General features: G+C 70.0%; 20 protein-coding genes. 10 read left to right on the top strand and 10 right to left on the bottom strand.

Annotation, left to right across the window (positions count from 1 at the left end; all coding sequences use genetic code 11):
* Positions 1-51: 51 nt before the first annotated feature.
* Both ACFOY2_RS40650 and ACFOY2_RS40655 read left to right on the top strand, forming a co-directional pair.
* Positions 52-1,536 (top strand): glycoside hydrolase family 3 protein, encoded by a 1,485-nt coding sequence (locus ACFOY2_RS40650; RefSeq protein ID WP_379533449.1) that lies wholly within the window; start codon positions 52-54, stop codon positions 1,534-1,536.
* Positions 1,533-2,204 (top strand): pentapeptide repeat-containing protein, encoded by a 672-nt coding sequence (locus tag ACFOY2_RS40655; RefSeq protein ID WP_379533450.1) that lies wholly within the window; start codon positions 1,533-1,535, stop codon positions 2,202-2,204. Before ACFOY2_RS40650 ends, ACFOY2_RS40655 begins: the two co-directional genes overlap by 4 nt.
* Here the strand turns inward: ACFOY2_RS40655 and ACFOY2_RS40660 are convergent.
* From ACFOY2_RS40660 to ACFOY2_RS40675, 4 genes are read right to left on the bottom strand one after another with little or no spacing between them, the layout of a single operon-like run.
* Entirely contained in the window at positions 2,191-3,219 is a 1,029-nt protein-coding gene (locus ACFOY2_RS40660; protein ID WP_379533451.1) for an NAD(P)H-dependent flavin oxidoreductase, read from the bottom strand. The two genes, ACFOY2_RS40655 and ACFOY2_RS40660, sit on opposite strands and share 14 nt — an antisense overlap.
* Positions 3,216-3,935, bottom strand: coding sequence for a CoA-transferase subunit beta (locus ACFOY2_RS40665; RefSeq protein ID WP_379533452.1), 720 nt, complete (start codon positions 3,933-3,935; stop codon positions 3,216-3,218). Before ACFOY2_RS40665 ends, ACFOY2_RS40660 begins: the two co-directional genes overlap by 4 nt.
* Before the next feature lie 33 nt (positions 3,936-3,968).
* The gene (locus tag ACFOY2_RS40670) at positions 3,969-4,769 is read right to left on the bottom strand and encodes a CoA transferase subunit A (RefSeq protein WP_379533453.1); all 801 of its coding nucleotides are present in this window, start codon (positions 4,767-4,769) and stop codon (positions 3,969-3,971) included.
* The gene (locus ACFOY2_RS40675; RefSeq protein ID WP_379533454.1) at positions 4,766-5,494 is read right to left on the bottom strand and encodes an enoyl-CoA hydratase family protein; all 729 of its coding nucleotides are present in this window, start codon (positions 5,492-5,494) and stop codon (positions 4,766-4,768) included. Before ACFOY2_RS40675 ends, ACFOY2_RS40670 begins: the two co-directional genes overlap by 4 nt.
* A gap of 46 nt (positions 5,495-5,540) precedes the next feature.
* On the opposite strand from ACFOY2_RS40675, the gene ACFOY2_RS40680 reads away from it, so the two are divergent.
* A complete protein-coding gene (locus ACFOY2_RS40680) occupies positions 5,541-6,356 on the top strand; it encodes an SDR family oxidoreductase (RefSeq protein ID WP_379533455.1) in 816 nt (271 codons plus the stop codon).
* Here the strand turns inward: ACFOY2_RS40680 and ACFOY2_RS40685 are convergent.
* Positions 6,298-6,948, bottom strand: a complete 651-nt coding sequence (locus tag ACFOY2_RS40685) for an NIPSNAP family protein (protein WP_379533456.1) — start codon at positions 6,946-6,948, stop codon at positions 6,298-6,300. The genes ACFOY2_RS40680 and ACFOY2_RS40685 overlap by 59 nt on opposite strands.
* 205 nt (positions 6,949-7,153) lie before the next feature.
* Here ACFOY2_RS40685 and ACFOY2_RS40690 point away from each other — a divergent pair, with 205 nt between their 5' ends.
* The 3 genes from ACFOY2_RS40690 to ACFOY2_RS40700 all read left to right on the top strand — a co-directional run bounded on the left by ACFOY2_RS40690 (position 7,154) and on the right by ACFOY2_RS40700 (position 8,676).
* Complete coding sequence (locus ACFOY2_RS40690) at positions 7,154-7,441, top strand: hypothetical protein (protein ID WP_379533457.1); 288 nt, start codon at positions 7,154-7,156, stop codon at positions 7,439-7,441.
* 42 nt (positions 7,442-7,483) lie between these two features.
* Positions 7,484-7,747 (top strand): hypothetical protein, encoded by a 264-nt coding sequence (locus tag ACFOY2_RS40695; protein WP_379533458.1) that lies wholly within the window; start codon positions 7,484-7,486, stop codon positions 7,745-7,747.
* 107 nt (positions 7,748-7,854) lie between these two features.
* Positions 7,855-8,676, top strand: a complete 822-nt coding sequence (locus ACFOY2_RS40700) for an ATP-grasp domain-containing protein (protein ID WP_379533459.1) — start codon at positions 7,855-7,857, stop codon at positions 8,674-8,676.
* On the opposite strand, the gene ACFOY2_RS40705 is transcribed toward ACFOY2_RS40700, so the two are convergent.
* The 5 genes from ACFOY2_RS40705 to ACFOY2_RS40725 all read right to left on the bottom strand — a co-directional run bounded on the left by ACFOY2_RS40705 (position 8,666) and on the right by ACFOY2_RS40725 (position 13,270).
* On the bottom strand, positions 8,666-9,412 hold the full coding sequence (locus tag ACFOY2_RS40705; protein ID WP_379533460.1) for an SDR family oxidoreductase: 747 nt from the start codon (positions 9,410-9,412) through the stop codon (positions 8,666-8,668). The genes ACFOY2_RS40700 and ACFOY2_RS40705 overlap by 11 nt on opposite strands.
* 51 nt (positions 9,413-9,463) lie before the next feature.
* Positions 9,464-10,759, bottom strand: coding sequence for a DUF2252 domain-containing protein (locus ACFOY2_RS40710; RefSeq protein WP_379533461.1), 1,296 nt, complete (start codon positions 10,757-10,759; stop codon positions 9,464-9,466).
* Between the two features lie 63 nt (positions 10,760-10,822).
* Positions 10,823-11,596 carry an SDR family oxidoreductase gene (locus ACFOY2_RS40715; RefSeq protein WP_379533462.1) on the bottom strand — a complete coding sequence of 258 codons (774 nt, stop codon included), beginning with the start codon at positions 11,594-11,596 and terminating at the stop codon, positions 10,823-10,825.
* A gap of 14 nt (positions 11,597-11,610) precedes the next feature.
* Positions 11,611-12,762 (bottom strand): acyl-CoA dehydrogenase family protein, encoded by a 1,152-nt coding sequence (locus tag ACFOY2_RS40720; protein WP_379533463.1) that lies wholly within the window; start codon positions 12,760-12,762, stop codon positions 11,611-11,613.
* Positions 12,749-13,270, bottom strand: a complete 522-nt coding sequence (locus ACFOY2_RS40725) for a flavin reductase family protein (protein WP_379533464.1) — start codon at positions 13,268-13,270, stop codon at positions 12,749-12,751. Before ACFOY2_RS40725 ends, ACFOY2_RS40720 begins: the two co-directional genes overlap by 14 nt.
* A 367-nt stretch (positions 13,271-13,637) precedes the next feature.
* Between ACFOY2_RS40725 and ACFOY2_RS40730 the strand changes: the two genes are divergently transcribed.
* The 4 genes from ACFOY2_RS40730 to ACFOY2_RS40745 all read left to right on the top strand — a co-directional run bounded on the left by ACFOY2_RS40730 (position 13,638) and on the right by ACFOY2_RS40745 (position 18,065).
* Positions 13,638-14,810, top strand: coding sequence for a thiolase C-terminal domain-containing protein (locus ACFOY2_RS40730; protein ID WP_379533465.1), 1,173 nt, complete (start codon positions 13,638-13,640; stop codon positions 14,808-14,810).
* The gene (locus ACFOY2_RS40735; protein ID WP_379533466.1) at positions 14,810-15,283 is read left to right on the top strand and encodes a Zn-ribbon domain-containing OB-fold protein; all 474 of its coding nucleotides are present in this window, start codon (positions 14,810-14,812) and stop codon (positions 15,281-15,283) included. Before ACFOY2_RS40730 ends, ACFOY2_RS40735 begins: the two co-directional genes overlap by 1 nt.
* A 1,226-nt stretch (positions 15,284-16,509) precedes the next feature.
* Entirely contained in the window at positions 16,510-17,259 is a 750-nt protein-coding gene (locus ACFOY2_RS40740) for a GntR family transcriptional regulator (RefSeq protein WP_357811023.1), read from the top strand.
* Between the two features lie 203 nt (positions 17,260-17,462).
* On the top strand, positions 17,463-18,065 hold the full coding sequence (locus ACFOY2_RS40745) for a GNAT family N-acetyltransferase (protein WP_379533467.1): 603 nt from the start codon (positions 17,463-17,465) through the stop codon (positions 18,063-18,065).
* Positions 18,066-18,277: the final 212 nt, after the last annotated feature.

Raw genomic sequence — 18,277 nt, forward strand, 5'->3', positions numbered from 1 at the left:
ATCAGAAAATACCCCTAGCAAATAGGAAACTTTCCTATTAGATTTCGGGTCATGCCCTTGAGCGGTGACCTGCTTCGCCTTGCCGACGACGTCCTCTTCCCCGGTTTCACCGGGCACACACCCCCCGACTGGCTGCGCCGCCGGCTCGGCCGGGGGCTGGCCGGCGTCGTGCTGTTCTCCCGCAACATCGCCGACCCCGGCCAGGTGGCCCGGCTGACCGCCGCGCTGCGCGCCGAGAACCCCTCGGTGCTCATCGGCACCGACGAGGAGTCAGGCGAGGTCACCAGGCTGGAGGTGGCCAGGGGCAGCAGCCGTCCCGGCGGGTACGCGCTCGGCGTTGTGGACGACGTGGCACTGACCGAGGCCCTGGCCGCGGACCTCGGCGGCGACCTGGCCGAGGTCGGCATCACGATCGACTTCGCCCCCTCGGCCGACGTGAACTCCAACCCCGACAACCCGGTCATCGGCCTGCGGGCCTTCGGCGCCGACCCGGAGCTGGTCGCCCGGCACACCAGGGCGTTCGTGCGCGGTCTGCAGTCGGCCGGGGTGGCCGCCTGCGCCAAGCACTTCCCCGGCCACGGGGACACCTCGATCGACTCCCACCACGGCGTGCCCGTCGTGGCGCAGGACGGCATCGAGGACGCGCTGCTCCCTTTCCGTGAGGCGATCAAGGAGGGGGTCAAGGCCGTGATGACCGGCCACCTCCTGGTGCCCTCCTACGACGCCGAGCGGCCCGCCACGCTCAGCCCCAAGGTGCTCACGGGACTGCTGCGCGAGGAACTCGGCTTCCAGGGGCTGATCATCACCGACGGGATCGAGATGGCCGCGGTCGCCGGCGAGTACGGGATCGGGGGCGCCTCCGCCCGCGCCATCGCTGCCGGAGCCGACGCGATCTGCGTCGGGGGCGAGCACGCCGACGAGGCGACCGCCGCCGGGATCCGCGACGCCATCGCGACGGCGGTGACCCAGGGACTGCTGCCCGAGGAGCGGCTGGCCGACGCCGCTCGTAGGGTCCGCGAGCTGGCCTCATGGGCCGCCTCCTCGGGCAGCGACGGCTCACGGGACGGGAACCTCGGCCTCGCCGCCGCCCGCCGGGCGATCAGGACGACCCGCAGGTCGACCGCGCCGGTGCTGCCGCTCGCCGCCGCCCCGCACGTGGTGGAGCTGGCCCCCGAGATGAACCTGGCCATCGACAGGAACACCCCGTGGGGCCTCGGGGAGCCGCTGGCCCGGCTGTTGCCCGGCACCGAGGTCACCCGGCTGGCGGCGGGCGAGGCGACGGGGGCCGAGTTGGAGCGGCTGATCGGCGCGGCGGCCGGCCGGCCGCTCGTGGTCGTGGTCCGCGACGCGCACCGCCACGCCTGGCAGGCCGAGGCGCTGCGGCACCTGCTCAGCGCCCGCCAGGACGCCGTGGTGGTCGAGATGGGCCTGCCCGTCCGCTCGGATCTCGGGGCCGTGCACATCGCCACGTACGGCTCCGCCCGGGTCTGCGGGCAGGCCGCCGCGGAGATCCTCACCGGTAGTCTCTACACGTGAACTTCGACGGCGAGGACCTTTCACACAAGGCGCTGGCGGACCGGCTCCCGGCGGATGAGCCCCATGTGTTCCGCGAGTGCGATCTCACCGAGACAGACCTGCGGGGCGCCGCGCTGGCCGGGGCCAGGTTCGAGTCGTGCGTGCTCGACCAGACCGACTTCCGCAAGTGCGACCTCGACGGGGCCGCGTTCACCGGCGGGGGCGGCATGCGCGCCCGCTTCAACGACGCCGACCTCATCGACGTCACCTTCACCGACGTCGACCTGTCCTCGGCGCAGTTCGGCGGGTCGCTGCTGACCGACGTGTCGTTCACCGGCTGCCGCATGATCGGTGCCGCGCTCACCGGCTCGCGCGGCACCGGCTTCTCGGTCACCCGCTCCAACCTGACGCTGGCCAACCTCGGCGGCTGCTCGCTGCGCGGGCGGCACATCGAGGGCGTGCGCTTCGACGACGCCGACCTGGCGGGCTGCGACTTCACCGAGGCCGTGTTCAGCGACTGCCGGCTGATCGGCACCCGGCTGCTGCAGACCAAGTTCGCCAAGGCCGACCTGCGCGGGGCCGACCTGGGTCAGCCCGACGACACCAAGCTGCGGGCGTTCACGGGCGCGATCATCAACCAGACCCAGGCCAACGCCATCCTCGCCGCGCGCGGCATCACCGTGCTCTGAGCCGCTCCAGCGCCGCCTCGGCCTCGGCCATGACGCGCTCGATCAGCTCCCCGCACGACGGCAGGTCGTCGATCGACCCCACGGCCTGCCCCGAGGCCATCACCCCCAGGTCGGCCCGCCCGTCCACCATCGCGGCCCGCAGCAGCACGGGGGTGTTGGCGGCCTGCAGCACCTGCGCCCAGCTCAGCTCCCTGCCCCGCCGCATCCGCCGCCCCTCGCGCAGCATCCCGGCCCACGACAACCCCGACAGCCGTTTGAACCTGGCCCCGTTCACCACGGCGCGCGCCAGGCGGGAGCGTTCGAGCGAGGTCACGAACGGCGTGCTCAGCACCCGGTGCGGCACGCCGTCCACCTTGGTCGTCACCACGGTCTCGCGCGCCGCCAGGTAGACCTTCTTGACCTCGTCCGGCACGGGGGAGTCGCTGGTCAGCAGGAACCGGGTGCCCATGGCGATCCCGCACGCCCCGTACGCCAGCGCCGCCACCAGCCCGCGCCCGTCGAAGAAGCCGCCCGCCGCGATCACCGGGATGTCCACCGCGTCCACCACCTGCGGCAGCAGCAGCGTCGTGGCCAGCGGCCCGGTGTGCCCGCCGCCCTCGCCGCCCTGCACGATCACGGCGTCCACGCCCCAGGACGCCACCTTCTCCGCGTGCCGCCGCGCCCCCACCGACGGGATCGTCACCACCCCCGCGTCCTTGAGCCGGGCGATCAGCTCCCGCCGGGGCGCCATGGCGAACGACGCCACCCGCACGCCCTCGCTGATCAGCACGCCCACCCGTTCGGCGGCGTCGTCGGCGTCGGAGCGGAGGTTCACCCCGAAAGGGGCGGAGGTCCGGGATTTGACCCGTCTGATCGCCTCGGTCATCTCGGCCACCGACATGGTCGCCGCACCGATCACGCCGAGCCCGCCCGCCTGCGAGGTGGCCGCCGCCAGCCGGGCGCCGGCGACGTACCCCATGCCGGTCTGCACGATCGGGTGGCGGCAGCCGACGAGGGCGGTCAACGCGGTGTTCACGCGGCCACTTCCCGGTCGCGGGCGCGTTCGGGGTCGAGGAGGTCGAGGACGCGGAGTTCGCCGGCGTCGGGCACGCGGGTCTCGGCGACATCGCCGGAAATATGGAGATCGAAGCTGGTTGCTGCCACCACCTCGTCCACGCTCACGCCCGGATGCACCGACACCAGCCGCATCGAGCCGCCGGGGGCGCCGAAGTCCAGCACGGCCAGGTTCGTCACCACGCGGCGCAGCTCGAACGCGCCCCTGTCGGTGCCGAGCCCGCTGACCATGTCCACAGCGGGCACGAACACCCTGGGGGAGTGGCGCGGGATCCAGTAGCTCGTCGGGTCGCAGCGGGTGTTGCCCGGAGCGCCCCGCACGCCCAGCAACTGCGCCTTGGGCCGGGCCCAGTCGCCGACGCAGGAGATGTTGCTGTTGCCGAACCGGTCGATCTGGCTCGCGCCGAGCATGACGTGGCGGCGCCCGTTCAGCACCAGCCACAGGTGGTCGCGGAACGGCAACCACCCCTCGACCACCTCCGGCGCCCGGCCCAGCGCGGGCACGTCGCCGGTGAGCAGGCAGACGCCGTCATGCGTGAGCAGCTCCGGCTCGAACGTCAGCCGCGCCAGCCGCGCCGCCAGCACCGTGACCGCCCCGCCGATCCCCGCCGCGAGGATCTCCCCGTCGCCCCTGAACGCCTCCGCGCACGCCAGCACACACACATCAGCCCTGGTCATGCGGCCTCCTTCGTCGGCCTCATGATTGCCTGCTTATTGATGACCTCGACAAGCTCGGTCATGGAAGTCCTCCCAGGGGGTCTGCGCGTAACGCCGCTGCTCGGCCTCGTCGCGTCCGTAGTCGGGCTCGCACGAGGTGAACCCCGCCCCGCCCGGCGCCTCCACCACGCCCGCCACCATGGACCGGCTGATCAGCAACGACTGCACCGGCCCCTCCTTCAGCAGGTCGGCGGTGTCCACCACCCGCTCGCACGAGACGTAACAGCGCCGCGCCGCCTTGGCGTAGAGGTCGTCGAAGTACGGGTCGGGGCCCAGGTACTGCGCGTTCCCCCGGGCGTCGGCCCTGTTGAGGTGCACCAGCGCGACGTCCATGGTCAGCGCCGGCACCGCCACCAGTTCCTCCCCGTCCCCGTACGGGGACCGCACCGTCCGCAGCCCGGGATTGACCCGCATGACGTCCGAGCCCAGCCCCGCCCGCGTCGGCAGGAACGGCAGCCCGTGCGCCCCCGCCAGCAGCCCGAACATGAACATCCCCTCGTCGTACTCCGCGAACTCGATCGCCCCCGCCTGTCGCGCCCTGCGGAAATGCGGCTCCAGGGGGATGGAGTCGAGCGTGACGAACGGGGCCACGACCTTGCGCACCTTTCCCGCGGCGCACAGCATGCCGACGTCGGGGCCGCCGTAGGAGATGATCGTCAGGTCCTCGACGGGGGAGCGCAGAATGGCCCCCACCAGCGCCATCGGCTTTCGCCGCGACCCCCAGCCGCCGATCCCGACCGTCATCCCGCTCTCCAGCGAGCCCGCGACCTGCCCGGCCGACATCACCTTGCTCATGTGAACCGCTCCCTGTGCCGGTCGCCCACGCCCATCAGGTTCAGCTCGAAGGTGAAGCCCTGCTCGAAGCGGTAGCTGCGGTTGACGTCCACCGGATCGATGCCGTTGAGCGACTCCTTGGCGCGGCGGATCACGTACGGGTCCTTGGCGGCGATCTGGCCCGCCACCTCCATGGCCGCCTCGCGCAGCTTGTCGCGCGCCACCACCTCCAGCACCGACCCGAACGCGTGCAGCTCGGACGCCGTCACGTTCCTGCACGTGTAGACCATGGCCCGCATGAGGTGCTGCGGCACCAGCCTGGACAGGTGCGTGGCCGCCCCCAGCGCGCCCCTGTCCACCTCGGGCAGCCCGAAGTAGGCGTCGTCGGAGGCCACCACGACGTCGGCGTTCCCGCAGAGCCCGACGCCGGCGCCGAGGCAGTGCCCGTGCACCGCCGCGATCACCGGCACCGCGCACTCGTAGACGGCCGCGAACGCCGCATAGCACGCCCTGTTGACCCCGACCAGCGCCTCGTACCCCTGCGCGGCCCGCAACTCCTTGATGTCGACCCCGGCGTTGAACCCGCGGCCCTCGGCCCGCAGCACCACCACCCTGGTCTCGGGCCGCTGCCCGGCCGACCGTACGGCCTCCGCCAGCTCCTCCCAGGCCCGCACGGTCAACGCGTTGACCGGGGGCACGTCCATGACCACCTCGGCGATCGGCCCGTCCCGCAGCGTGATCCCCATCGCGCTCCCTGGTTGCACCTAACGCTTGCTTGGTACGGTAGCACCCGTGACGGTAACTTACGACTACACGGGCAAGGTCGTCCTGGTGACGGGCGGCACCAAGGGCATCGGCGCAGGGATCGCGGCGGCTTTCCACGCGGCGGGCGCCACCGTAATCGTCTGCGCCCGCACAGCGCCCCCCGACCCCGGCCCAGACCCGGTCCTCGCGGTCCCTGGAATGCCTGAAACACCCGGAACGCCGGGGATCCGCTTCGTGCGGGCCGACGTGCGGGTCCCGGAGGACGTCGAACGCCTCGTCTCGGGCCTCGACCGGCTCGACGTCCTCGTCAACAACGCGGGCGGCACACCGCACGCGCCGCTCGACGGCACATCGCCCCGCCTGCACGCCCGGATCATCGAGCTCAACCTGACGGCCCCCCTGCTGCTGTCCCAATGCGCCCACCCACTGCTGGCCGCCGCCCGCGGATCGATCGTGATGATCGGCAGCTCCAGCGGCGCCCGCCCCTCTCCTGGCACCACCGCGTACGGCGCCGCCAAAGCCGGCCTGCACCACCTGGCCCGCTGCCTGGCCGCCGAGTGGGCCCCCGAGGTAAGGGTCAACACGGTCGTCGTCGGCCTGGTCGCCACGGAAACCGCCGCCGAGCACTACGGCGACCAGGCCCGACTCGGCGCGACCATCCCCGCGGGCCGGATGGCGACCCCCGCCGACGTGGCACAGGCCTGCCTCTGGCTGGCGGCCCCCGGCTACGTCACGGGCGCGGAAGTACGCGTGGACGGCGGCGGCGAAACCCCCGCCTGGCGCGTCAGCGCATGGCCGAGCGGGCGGTCGGGCGCAGCCGGAGCCGTTCGGGGGCGGCGGTGAGCCGGGACGTCAGCATCGGCAACTCCACCTCCCGCTCGTCCTCGGCCTTGTCGAACCTGGCGAACCACACGAAAACCTGAACCCCGCTCCGAACGGGCAGTCGCGGAAAGGTGTTCTCCGCGTGCTCGCTCTCGAAGCACGCGACCGGCTCCACCCCCGCCTCGGCCAGAGCCGGGGCGACCTCGCGGGAGAAGAACGCGGCGAAGCCGTCCGTGACGTGGTACATCGTGGCGACGTACAGGGACGACGGCGGTTCGGAGTCCCCGGCGGGCGGACGTTCCCATGAGGGCGGCTCGGTGAGCGCCCGCAGGAGCAGCACGTCATCGGAGTCGCTCATGGTCGCGTTGGCCGCGTCGCCGTTCGCCCGCCACACCGGCCCGCCGTAGAAGGACTCCAAGGCCGCACGACGGGCGGGCATGTCGGGAAAGGCCCGGACCCAGGGGAAGGTGTCGGGCGCGTCCGGGTCGCGGAAGGTGCCGGTGACGCGCATTCCCGCCGCCTCCTGGGGTTCGACGAACTCGCGCTCGAACAGCTCGATCAGCTCGTCGCGCCGTCCTGGACGCATCGTGTACCGCCGCAGCTCGTAGATCATGTCGCGGAGGTTAGGCGCGGGTCGCTGCCACCTCCTGTCAGCGTATTCGCCGAATAATATTCTGATCACTTAGAGCTATCAATTGGCAACCTAGAGTTATAGGCTCGCACTGACCTTGATCTCCTGGGGTCAAGGAAGGTCAAAGGGGTTGGTGGTGTGCCTTGGGCCCACGGTGCCCGCCACCCCCACTGGCGAAGGAGCACAAGTGATCAAAAGGATGTGCGCCACCGCGGTCGTGATGGCAGCGGCCATCGGCGGCGCACTACTTGCTGTCCCCGCTCACGCTGATGACGGCTGGTCTGGTCCATGGGTCGGCAATGTCTGGTCCGGCAACGCGAGCGGCAACAGCGACTCATCCCAGTCAGGAAACAACTTCGGTGACGTCGTGAACGCCATCCGTGGCGGACACGGCTCCACCAACGTCAACAACGTCAACGGCATCGCCTCGACCGCTACCAACGGCAGCCTCGTGGTGACCTACGTCTTCGACTGACCTCGCTGACGTGGGAAAACCTGGAAAGGAAAGGACATCTAGATGATGAAGAAGCTGAGCGCGACCGGCCTCGTCGTCGCCGCCGCCGCGGCAGGCGTGACCCTGCTGTCCGCCCCCGCCTTCGCCGACACGAACGCCGGCAACACCAGCTCCAACTACGGCTCCTCGCAGTCGGGCAACAACTTCGGCAACGTCTACAACGCCAACAGGAACGGCTCCCGCTCCACCGCGGTCAACAACGTCAACGGCAACGCCGTGACCGCCACCGGTGGTAGCGGCGTGAGCATCGACGACGTGGTCGACTAGCCGGAAGACCAGGTCGCGCCGCGATCCGCCATAGTCGTGAGCGCGTCCGCACGTACGTGCGAGCCGGGTCTGATATGGCCCGGCTCGCGCCGTATTAGCATCCCTGTGTGACTATCTGCGCCTACGCTACTTTTGACGATCGCAACGGCGACGACGACGAGCGTGACCTGGCCCTGGAGGCCTGGCGTGAAGCCGGCATCGTGGGCCGCGTCGAGCGCTGGGACGATCCGGCGGTCGACTGGAGCGGCTACGACGCCGTGGTCGTCCGGTCCGTCTGGGACTACATCCTCAGGCGGGAGGAGTTCCTGGCGTGGGCGCGCGCTGTGGAGTCCGTGACGAGACTGCTCAATCCGTACTCCGTGCTTGAGACCAATACCGACAAGACGTACCTCCGGGATCTGGACGTTCCGGTCGTCCCGACCCACTGGTCGTCGCAGGATCTGCCCGACTGGCCCGAATACGTCGTCAAGCCCGCGATCTCCGGGGGCGCCCGCGACACCTCCAGGACGTCGGACCGCGGCGAGGCCCGCACCCTCGCCGCCTCCCTGGAGGCCGCGGGGCGCACGCCGATGATCCAGCCGTATCTCGACATGGTCGAGTCGGAGGGCGAGATCTCGCTGCTGTACTTCAACCGCCGCTTCAGCCACGCCGTCCGCCGCAACCCGATGCTCGCCCACGGGATGAACCACGAGGACAACGCGCGGGCCCAGCTCCGCTCACCAGCCCCGGACCAGGTCGAACTTGCCGAGAAGGTGCTCGCCGCCGTTCCCACGCCCCTTCTCTACGCCAGGATCGACCTGGTCCGGCTCTTCGACGGCACGCCGGCGGTCATGGAGGTGGAGCTGACGGAGCCGTACCTCTATCTGAGCCACGAGCCGCGCGCGGCGGCCAACCTGGCGCGGGCGCTGGGCGAGCTGGTCAGGCGGTGATGCCGCCGTCGACCGGGATGACCGTCCCGGTCAGGTACGCGCCCGCCCGCGAGGCCAGGTAGATCGCCGCGCCCGCCATGTCGTCGGGGCGGCCGATGCGGCCCAGCGGGACGTTCGAGGCGACGAGTTCCCTGGTAGTGGGGTCGTCCAGCGCGAAGGCCATCATCTTCGACTCGAACGGCCCCGGCGCGATGGCGTTGACCGTGATGTGCTCCTTCGCCAGATGTCTGGCCAGGTGCCTGGTCAGCATGTGGACGCCCGACTTCGTCGCGGAGTAGGCGTAGTTCGGCAGCTCGGGGACCCTGATGCCGTCCACGGAGCCCACGTTGATCACGCGCGCGGGGTCGTCCGCGCTCGCCGCCGCCCTGAGCTGGGGCAGGAACTTCTGGGTCAGGTAAAAGACGCCCTTGACGTTGATGTTCCAGAGCTTGTCGAAGGCGTGCTCGGGGAACTCCTCCAGCGGCGCGCCCCAGGTCGCCCCAGCGTTGTTGACGAGCACGTGCAGGGGTCCGTCCACCGCCGACACCAGCGTCTGCAGCCCTTCGGGCGTGGACAGGTCGGCGGGGACGGCGACGCAGCCCAGTTCGGCGGCCGTCTTGTCGACCTCGGCCGTCTTGCGGGCGGATATGTAGACGCGCGCTCCCGCCTCGGCGAACCCCGTGGCGATCATGCGCCCGATCCCGCGCGAGCCGCCGGTGACGACGACGGTCTTGCCTTCGACTGAGAACAGAGTCATGTTCGGGAGCATGCCATACCGACCGGTCGGTTGCGAGCCGTCCCCGGTGGCTCACACGCCGGGCAGGCGGCCGTTGCGGAACAGGTCGACGAACCGTTGGTGGTCTTCTCTGGCCTGCGCCCCATAACGGTGGGCAAAATCCACCAGCATCCCAATAAATCCGGACCTGTCGTCACCGATCACGCCCACGATCGCCTCCTCCGTCGAGAAGTCGACGAGGTCATGGCTGGACTCGTCGTCGGCCACGGCGTGCATGCGCGCCACCGCCCGCCCGAGATCCTGCACGATCGAGCGCAGCTCGTCCGGCTCGTTCACCTCGTCCCAGTTCAGGTCGGCCGAGTACGGCGAGACCTCGGCCACGAGCTGCCCGATCCCGTTGAGCGTGGTGTAGCCGAGCCAGGGGTCGGCGTAGGCCTGCAGCGCCCGCTGCGACTCGGCCGTGCGATGCCCCTGGTGCAGGAAGTAGGAGACCACCTTCTCGTCGGTGACGTGCCGCGCCACCGCCGGCACGCCGGCCTGCTTCATGTACAGGATGACGTCGTTCTCCAGCGCCTGCGAGCGCCCTTCGAGCAGCAGGTTGTACGACGGCAGCCCCGCGGAGCCGATGCCCACGCCCTTGCGCAGCGCCACGTCCTTGATCACGTGCTCGACCGGGTTGGCGGGCACGGGCAGCGTCGTCAGGTACTCCTCGAACGCGGCCACCACCGCCCGCCTGGTCGCCGCGTCCACGCTCTCGCGGCCGTCCATGAGCGCGAAGCGCCGGTCGTAGTCGTCGATCACGGTCTCGACGTCCAGCAGCGCCACCCGCGTGCTCAGCCTGGCCGTCTGCAGCACGCGGTGCAGCACGCCGGTGGTGGTGTCGAGGGTGAGCGAGCCGATCGTGTCGTCCCCGCCGGCCGCGATGCCGGTCAGCTCGACCAGGTACGCGCCGGCGAAGTCGGTCACGAGCACGCTGATCGAGTCGTCGGACAGCGCCTTGGCGTAGCCGATGAGGGCCACGCTGGCGGCGAAACGCTTGAGGTCCCAGACGTACGGGCCCACGTACGCCTCGTCGAAGTCGTTGGCGTTGAAGACGAGCACGCCGGAGGCGTTCATGTAGGTGCCGAAGTTCTCGGCGTGCAGGTCGCCGTGGATCCACACCCTGCCGGTCGGTTCGTCGAGGTAGGACTGGTCGGCGAACCCGCCTGCCATGTCCGCGTAGAACAGGCAGGCGCTGCCCCGGTAGAAGGCGAAGGGAGAAGACGCCATTTTCCGAAATTTCCGCCTGAAAGCGGCGGGTTCTCGCTTGATCGACTCGCCGAACTCCGTCATGAGGACATCGAGCAGAAAGGAAGAGCGTGTGCCCATGCCTGGGACATTAGATAAGGATCCCGCCGCCGCCTACCCCGATCTTTCCCTGACATGAACGGGTCAGGGATGCTGCGAGGAGACGGAGACCACCTCCCCAGTCATATAGGACGAGTAGTCGCTGGCCAGGAAGACGATCACGTTCGCCACCTCCCAGGGCTCTGCCGAGCGCCCGAACGCCTCCTTGGCCGCCAGCTCCGCCAGCAGCTCCTCGCTGGTCACCTTCGCCAGGAACGGATGCACCGCCAGCGAGGGCGCCACGGCGTTGACCCGCACCCCGTGCTCGGCGGCCTCCAACGCGACACACCTGGTCAACGCCATCACCCCGGCCTTGGCGGCGGCATAGTGCGCCTGCCCCCGCTGGGCCCGCCAGCCGATCACCGAGGCGTTGTTGACGATGACGCCGGAGCCCTGGGGGATCATCTGCCTGAGCGCGGCCCTCGTGCAGCGCATCGTGCCGTTGAGGGTCACGTCGATGACCGTGTGCCACTGCTCGTCGGACATCTCCGCCAGCGGCGCCGTACCGCCCAGCCCGGCGTTGTTGACCACGACGTCCAGCCTGCCGTGCGCCTGCGCCACCGCGTCGAACAGCGCCAGCACCTGCGCCTGCGACGTCACGTCGCACGGCACCGCCAGCGGCTTGACGCCGGTGAGCTCGGCCAGCGACTCGGCGGCGGCGCTCAGGCGGCGCTCGTGCCTGTCCGACAGCACGATCGTGGCGCCCTCCTCGGCGCAGCGCCTGGCCGTGGCGTAGCCGATGCCTGCCCCCGCGGCCGCCGTGACCAGCGTCACCTTGCCGTTGAGCAGGCCATGCGCTTTCGGATAGGGCGGGGACATCGGTGCGCCTCCAATCAGCGGGGGAGTCCCAGAGTGCGCTCGGCGATGATGTTGCGCTGGATTTCGCTGGAACCGGCATAGATCGTGTCGGCGCGGCTGAAGAGATAGAGCCGCTGCAACTCGTTCAGCTGCCCCGCCTCCTCGACGAGCCCCGCCCTGCCCTGGACGGCCTGCGCCAGCTCGCCCAGCCTGCGGTGCCACTCCGACCAGTACAGCTTGGCGATCGACGCCTCGGGACCCCGCAGCCTGAGGGCGTTGAGCCGCATGATCTCCAGCTCCAGCCAGGACTGGACGAGCCTGTCACGCAGCACGGGGTCGTCCGCCGCACCGGTCCTCTTCGCCGTCTCGATCACCTTGGCCAGCTCCCGCCGGAACCCGATCTGCTGGCCCAGCGTCGAGGCGCCGCGCTCATACCCCAGGGTGGCCATCGCCACCCGCCAGCCGTCACCTGGCGCGCCGAGCAGGTTCCCCGCCGCCGTGCGCGCGCCGTCGAAGAACACCTCGTTGAACTCCGAGGTCCCCGTGAGCTGCACGATCGGCCGCACGACGACGCCCGGCCGCCGCATGGGGACGAGCAGGTACGACAGCCCCCGGTGCCGCCGCTCGTCCGGGTCGGTCCTGCACAGGACGAAACACCAGTCGGCGACGTGCGCGAGCGACGTCCACACCTTCTGCCCGTGAACCACCCATTCGCCATCCTCCAGGCTCGCCCTGGTCTGGACGTTGGCGAGGTCGGACCCGGCCTCCGGCTCGGAGTAGCCCTGGCACCACAGCTCCTCACCCCGCTGGATCGGGGGGAGGAAACGGCTTTTCTGCTCCTCGGTGCCGAACTCCAGGATGGTCGGGCCGACCAGCCCTTCGCCGATCAGGCCCACCCGGGCGGGGGCGTCCGCTCTGGCGTACTCCTCGTAGAAGGCCACCTGGTCTGCCAAGGGGGCGGCGCGTCCGCCGTAGCGCTCGGGCCAGCCGAGACAGGTCCAGCCGTGCTTGCCGAGATGCCGTTCCCAGGCCAGGCGCAGCTCGTGCCCCTCGTGCTCGCGTCCAGGGCCGCCCAGGCCGCGAGCGGCGGCGAACTCACCGCTGAGGGCCTCCTCCAGCCACACCCGCGCCTGCTCCCGAAACCCCGGCGTCTCACCGGCCGCGGGGACAGGCTCAGGCAGGTTCAACGAACCCTCCGTAGCCGCCGCGGAAGAACACCAGCGGGCCGCCTTCGGCATGCGTGTCGAGCTGCAGCACCCTGGCCACCACGATCTTGTGATCGCCCGCCGGATGCTCGGCCTCGACCGCGCAGTCGATCCAGGCGAGGGCGCCTTCGAGAACGGGGTTCCCGCCGGGGGAGCCCGTCCACTCCAGCCCCGCGAACTTGTCGCCGCCCCTGGCCGCCATCTGGGCGCACACGGGCTGCTGGTGCTCGGCCAGCACGTTCACGGTGATGACCTTGGCCCCGCGCACCTTGGGCCAGCTCGTGCTGGTGTGCGCCACGCAGAACGCCACCAGCGGGGGGTTGAGCGAGACGGAGGTGAAGGAGTTGGCCGCCAGCCCGCACGGCCGGCCGTCCACCGGGTCGAGCGCCGTGATCGCCACCACACCGGTCGCGAACCGCCCGAGCACCTGGCGGAACCTGAGGCTGTCGAGATGTCCGTTCGCGCTTGGGTGATTTGGGCCCGTCGGCATGGTGGCTCCGTTGCGAATCCTGCGCTGATGGGGCGTCGGAAGGCCGCGACAGCCGTCCGGCGCGACGAGCCGGCCAGCGGGTGTGCTCATGGGGTCCGCCTCCTAGTCCACCGACCGCGCTATTATAACAAGCGCTTGCTTGGACGGTACGACCAACCCAAAATCCCTGTCAAGCTCACCCGGCGCCGCCCTTTCGCGGCTGTCATCCCTGTCGCCCCTGGTCGCACCCCTGTTGCTCCTGTCGCTGGTCGTCGGTTGGCGCGGGTCTATCGTCGCCTGCCGTCGCTGCCGGGTTGTCTTGCCGGAGCTTGCTGTGGCTGGGGTGGGTGCGTTGACATGGGGGAAAATTCCGAAATAGGGTTATTGGATGGTGGCCAAGCGCTTGCTTGAGTTCCGGGACAAGACGGCGGTGGCCGGGGTCGGTTACACCCCCTTCAGCAAGGACTCCGGCGTCAGCACCTTGACCCTGGCCTGCCGCGCCGTCCTGGCCGCCCTGTCCGACGCCGGCCTCACCGCCGACGACGTCGACGGCCTGGCCACGCATCGGGTGGGTGACTCCGCCGCGCCCACCCTGGTGGGCCCCGCGCTCGGCCTGACGGACCTGAGCTGGCACCTGGACCAGTTCGGCGGCGGCAGCGTCTCCCACGCGGTGGTCGGTCAGGCCGCGCTGGCCGTGGCGGCGGGCATGGCCGAGACGGTCGTCTGTTACCGGGCCATCAACGCCCGTTCCGAGTTCCGCATGGGCGGCACGGGCCGGGGCGTGCCGGTGAGCCCGGAGGTGCAGTACCAGGCCCCGTACGGTTACGTTGCGCCCCCGCAGCAGTTCGCCATGTACGCCCGCGCCCACATGCTCAAGTACGGCACCAGGCCCGAGCACTTCGGGGGCGTGGCGGTCACCCAGCGCGCGAACGCCGCCAAGAACTCCCGCGCCCTGATGCGCACCCCCATCACCATGGACGACTACCTGTCCGCCCGCTGGATCGCCGAGCCGTTCCGCCTCCTGGACTGCTGCCTGGAGACGGACGGCGCGTGCGCCGTGGTCGTCACCACCGCCGAACGCGCCCGCTCGTTGCGCCGCCCGCCCGTCCTCATCTCCGCCGCGGCCTGGGGCGGCGGCACGTCGCACCTGTCGGGCCCCGCCGCCGACCCGACCGTGACCGCGGCCGCCGCCCTGGCCCCGAGGCTCTACGCGCAGGCGGGGATCGGGCCGGAGGAGGTCGACGTGGCCGAGCTGTATGACTGCTTCACGTACTCGGTGATCGTCCAGCTCGAGGACTACGGCTTCTGCGCCAAGGGCGAGGGCGGCCCTTACGTGGCCTCGGGCGCCACCGCTCTGGACGGACCGCTGCCGGTGAACACCCACGGAGGGTTCCTCTCGGAGGGCTACGTGCACGGCATCAACCACATCGCGGAGGCGGTGTCCCAGCTCAGAGGCGACGCCGGCGACCGGCAGGTGCACGGCGCCGAGGTGGCGCTGTCCACGGCCCAGCCCGGTTACGTCCTGCCCGCGACCTCGGCGCTGATCCTGAGGAGGGCGTGATGGCGGGCTACCGGCCCGAGCCGGATCGCGACTCGGGGCAGTGGTGGGAACGGGTCGCCAGGCGGGAGTTCGCCGTCCAGCGCTGCGACACTTGCGGCGCCGCGCGCTTCCCCGCGAGAGCGTTCTGCCCGGCCTGCCGTACTGAGGCCTGGCACTGGGAGGAGGTGGAGCCCGAGGGCGTGATCGAGAGCTGGATCGTCAACCACCAGCCCTTCATGCCGGACCTTCGCGAACCATACCTGGTCGTTATGGTCCGGTTGGCCGCGGTGCCCGGTTGCCTGGTCTTCGGCAACTGGAACGGCGACCGTCCCCCGCGGTACGGGGAGCGGGTGCGGGCCTCCTTCCGGCCGGTCGACGACCGGTTGACGCTGGTCGACTGGAAGCCGGGAGCCACGGATGACCTGGGAGGAAGCGCCGGAGACGACGCTCAGGAGGGTGGCGGGCCGGGGCGGGAACGGGCGGAGAGCCGGTGACCGGATGAGCGGTATGCGGGGAAAAAGGGTACTCATCCGCTCTTGCGTAAATCCTCCAGATTCTTAATCTTGGTCCATAAATTGGATTGGTACCGAAAAACCCCAGCAGTCCCACCATCGCGAAGGTGCCCCCAGGCTCGCCCCTGAGGGTTGATGATGATGCGTAGACGTCAATGCGGACGGCTCGAACTTGGCGGGCAGGCGTGAACGGTACGGACTTGGTGAAGGGCGTGGCCGTGAGGACCCGGGTGGCGATCATGCCTGCCCGTCAGTCGTCGCCACCACCCAGACGGCCGAACCCGGTCGTCACGGCGCCCTGCCCCGCACACCGCAGGAGCGTTCCCCTGGACGGAGCCCGGCCATGGCCGGTGGGTGGGGTGCCGTTGGCCGGCCGTAAAGGATGGGCCTCTGAACGGCGCACCGCGCCGTCCTGGAACGTCCCGCACGCGATCCGAAACCCCGAACAGACTGGCCCGCACGCGATCCGGAACCCCAAGCAAACCGGCCCGCACGCGATCCGGAACCCCGAGCAGAACGGCCCGTACGAGATCCAGAACGCCCGTCGGGACGGCTTGGGTGTGATGTGGGGCGTGAGGGGCCGTTCGGCTGCTCGTGCGCCCCCCCGAAGACGGGAAAGCCCCCTCACGGAGGGCCGGGTCCCGGAGGTCTCGCCGGCGTGGAGGAAAACGCGCCCTGGCGGGCGTGGGGGACCCGCCAGGACGCGCTTCCTGCCCCGTGTGCGGCGGCGCGAGGACTCCGGCGAGGGATGGAGTCCTAGACCGTGGTCCGCCCACGGAGTCGATGGGGAGTGTGAAAGCTCCTGTTGTCGGTTACGTGCGGCATGCGTTGAGCTGCACCGACCGGGTCATCAGTGGGGTGTGTGACGGGGGCGCCACCCTCCTCGTTCCAGACAAAGGATCCGTCATTGCACCGCACGGTCAGTTCAGTCAACTCCGATTGCACGGACATGCCATGGCTCTGGTAGGTGTGGGTGAACCCGTGGCGGGGCAACGCGTAACGCAGTAAACACGTTGCTTCGCGAGGGTCATGCCAGGGCAGGTATGGCGTACCCGTGCGGACCGGCAACACTGGCCTTCACCCCCTCACCGGCCTTTAGATGGATTTGTACCAACGAATGGATGATGGGCCGGTCATGGGGGTTTGGTCAAGGGGTTGTGGCCTGCTAGAACCAGATCGTCTAAATTGTTGGAACAAAAGGGGTGAAAGTGGCAAGGTCGGTGCTGTATCAACAGGTGGCTTCGGAGTTGCGTCGAGCCATCTACTCGGGTGTCCTCGGCCCCGGGGCGCAGCTGCCGACCGAGGCGCAGCTCATGGAAGACCATGGGGTGAGCAGGAACACCGTAAGGCTGGCCCTCGGAGAGCTCGTCAACGAAGGGCTCGTCACGCGCACGCCGCGGCGTGGAACGGTGGTCAGAGACCGCAGACCGCTGCTGATCTATCCGCAGCGGGAGCTGGAGCCACAACCCAGGGGAGAGACACGGGAGGCGTTCGCCTACGCCGTGGCGCAGGAAGGTCGCGAGCCCAGCCAGTACATCGAGGTGCTGACCGTGTCTCCCGTCGAGGAGATCGCCAGCAGGCTCGAACTGGCGGACGGGGAATTGGCGGTGGTCAGACGCCGTCTGCGTTTCGTGGACGGCCAGCCGTACAACACCAACGATTCCTACTTCCCTCGTGATCTTGTGGCCGATTCCGAGATCGCCAGGCCCGGAGACATCGCACGAGGGGCGAACCGGGTGCTGGAAGAGCTGGGTCATGCGCAGGTGCGCGTCGTCGACGACATCTCGGCCCGCATGCCCAACCAGGAGGAGGCCGAGCGCCTCCAGCTAGAGCTCGGCACGCCGGTCATGGTCTACGTCCGAGTCGGATTCGACGGGGCGGACATGCCAGTGCGTGTCGCGGTGTCGGTGCTGCCCGCCGACAAACATCTGATCAGGTACGAGCTCGATCGCCGCTAAAGAGCTCGGGATGAAGGGGTGATCCCGCCGGCCGGGCGCAGCGAGAAATAAGCCGCCTCGCTGGCCTCGGGGAGTCGTGCATACTCCCCCAAATCGCCATTTATCCATCTATATCGGGTTAAGGCCCCATTTCGCCCCTGCGCGACATGGCGTGATCACGCTCTGTCCGATCGCGGGCACCCAACGCAACGAAGGGCTGTATTATGCACACAAACACCCTCCTTCACCCGCTCGCACTCCGGAGAGCGGAACCCTCGGATCTCCCCGGCGTCCTGCGGCTGCTCGCTGACACCGCCGAATGGCTCTACACGCAGGGCGTGCGCCAGTGGCCCCGCGGCGGCTTCGGTCCCGAGCGCATCGAGCCGCTCATCGAAGAGCGCGTGCTCTACCTGCTGGACGACGAGCTCAGATACCTCGACCCCGACGAGGCCGCGCCGCCGGTCGCCACGATCGCCCTCGACGACCACGCCGACCCGGAGTTCTGGACACCGGCCGACGACCCGGGCGCCGCCCTCTACATCCACAAGCTGGCCGTCGCCCGCCCCTGGGCGGGCAGCGGTCTCGGGGACGCCCTGCTCGACTGGGCCGGCGCCGCGGCCCACGCCGCCGGGCTGCCCTTGCTGCGCCTCGACTGCGCCAAGCTCAATCTGCGCCTGCAGGACTACTACCGCCGGCGCGGCTTCAGGCACGTTCGTACGGTGGATCTTCCCCACCGCTCCTCCGGGGCCCTGTTCCAGCGCCTGTCCGAGGACGTGCCCACCACGGCCTTCCGCGATCTCACGATCGCCGAGCTGATCAGCGTCTAGAAGGCCCCGCACCCCCCGATCGCCCGGCCCCGGGTACTCCGGGGCCGGGCACAGCCGTCCGCCCGGGCTCGGCCGCTCTGATCCGGCCGCGCCCCGCCGGGCGTGTCAGGGACCTGCTAGCCCCGTTTTCCGCACGTGCGGTTGTTTGAAGATCGCCAGGTTGCTGTGGTGATCGTCATCGCGGTATGACCTGGCTGGTGAGACAGCGTGCG

Origin of the sequence: Nonomuraea purpurea, from assembly GCF_042650645.1 — a bacterium.
GTDB lineage: Bacteria > Actinomycetota > Actinomycetes > Streptosporangiales > Streptosporangiaceae > Nonomuraea > Nonomuraea purpurea.

Bases quoted from the DNA above. Each gene is read 5' to 3' on its own strand.
- ACFOY2_RS40725 (WP_379533464.1), bottom strand. From the start codon at position 13,270: ATGCCGACGGGCCCAAATCACCCAAGCGCGAACGGACATCTCGACAGC.
- ACFOY2_RS40730 (WP_379533465.1), top strand. From the start codon at position 13,638: ATGGTGGCCAAGCGCTTGCTTGAGTTCCGGGACAAGACGGCGGTGGCC.
- ACFOY2_RS40650 (WP_379533449.1), top strand. From the start codon at position 52: ATGCCCTTGAGCGGTGACCTGCTTCGCCTTGCCGACGACGTCCTCTTC.
- ACFOY2_RS40665 (WP_379533452.1), bottom strand. From the start codon at position 3,935: ATGACCAGGGCTGATGTGTGTGTGCTGGCGTGCGCGGAGGCGTTCAGG.
- ACFOY2_RS40715 (WP_379533462.1), bottom strand. From the start codon at position 11,596: ATGTCCCCGCCCTATCCGAAAGCGCATGGCCTGCTCAACGGCAAGGTG.
- ACFOY2_RS40745 (WP_379533467.1), top strand. From the start codon at position 17,463: ATGCACACAAACACCCTCCTTCACCCGCTCGCACTCCGGAGAGCGGAA.
- ACFOY2_RS40710 (WP_379533461.1), bottom strand. From the start codon at position 10,759: ATGGGCACACGCTCTTCCTTTCTGCTCGATGTCCTCATGACGGAGTTC.
- ACFOY2_RS40735 (WP_379533466.1), top strand. From the start codon at position 14,810: ATGGCGGGCTACCGGCCCGAGCCGGATCGCGACTCGGGGCAGTGGTGG.
- ACFOY2_RS40705 (WP_379533460.1), bottom strand. From the start codon at position 9,412: ATGACTCTGTTCTCAGTCGAAGGCAAGACCGTCGTCGTCACCGGCGGC.
- ACFOY2_RS40695 (WP_379533458.1), top strand. From the start codon at position 7,484: ATGATGAAGAAGCTGAGCGCGACCGGCCTCGTCGTCGCCGCCGCCGCG.
- ACFOY2_RS40675 (WP_379533454.1), bottom strand. From the start codon at position 5,494: ATGGGGATCACGCTGCGGGACGGGCCGATCGCCGAGGTGGTCATGGAC.
- ACFOY2_RS40670 (WP_379533453.1), bottom strand. From the start codon at position 4,769: ATGAGCAAGGTGATGTCGGCCGGGCAGGTCGCGGGCTCGCTGGAGAGC.
- ACFOY2_RS40685 (WP_379533456.1), bottom strand. From the start codon at position 6,948: ATGATCTACGAGCTGCGGCGGTACACGATGCGTCCAGGACGGCGCGAC.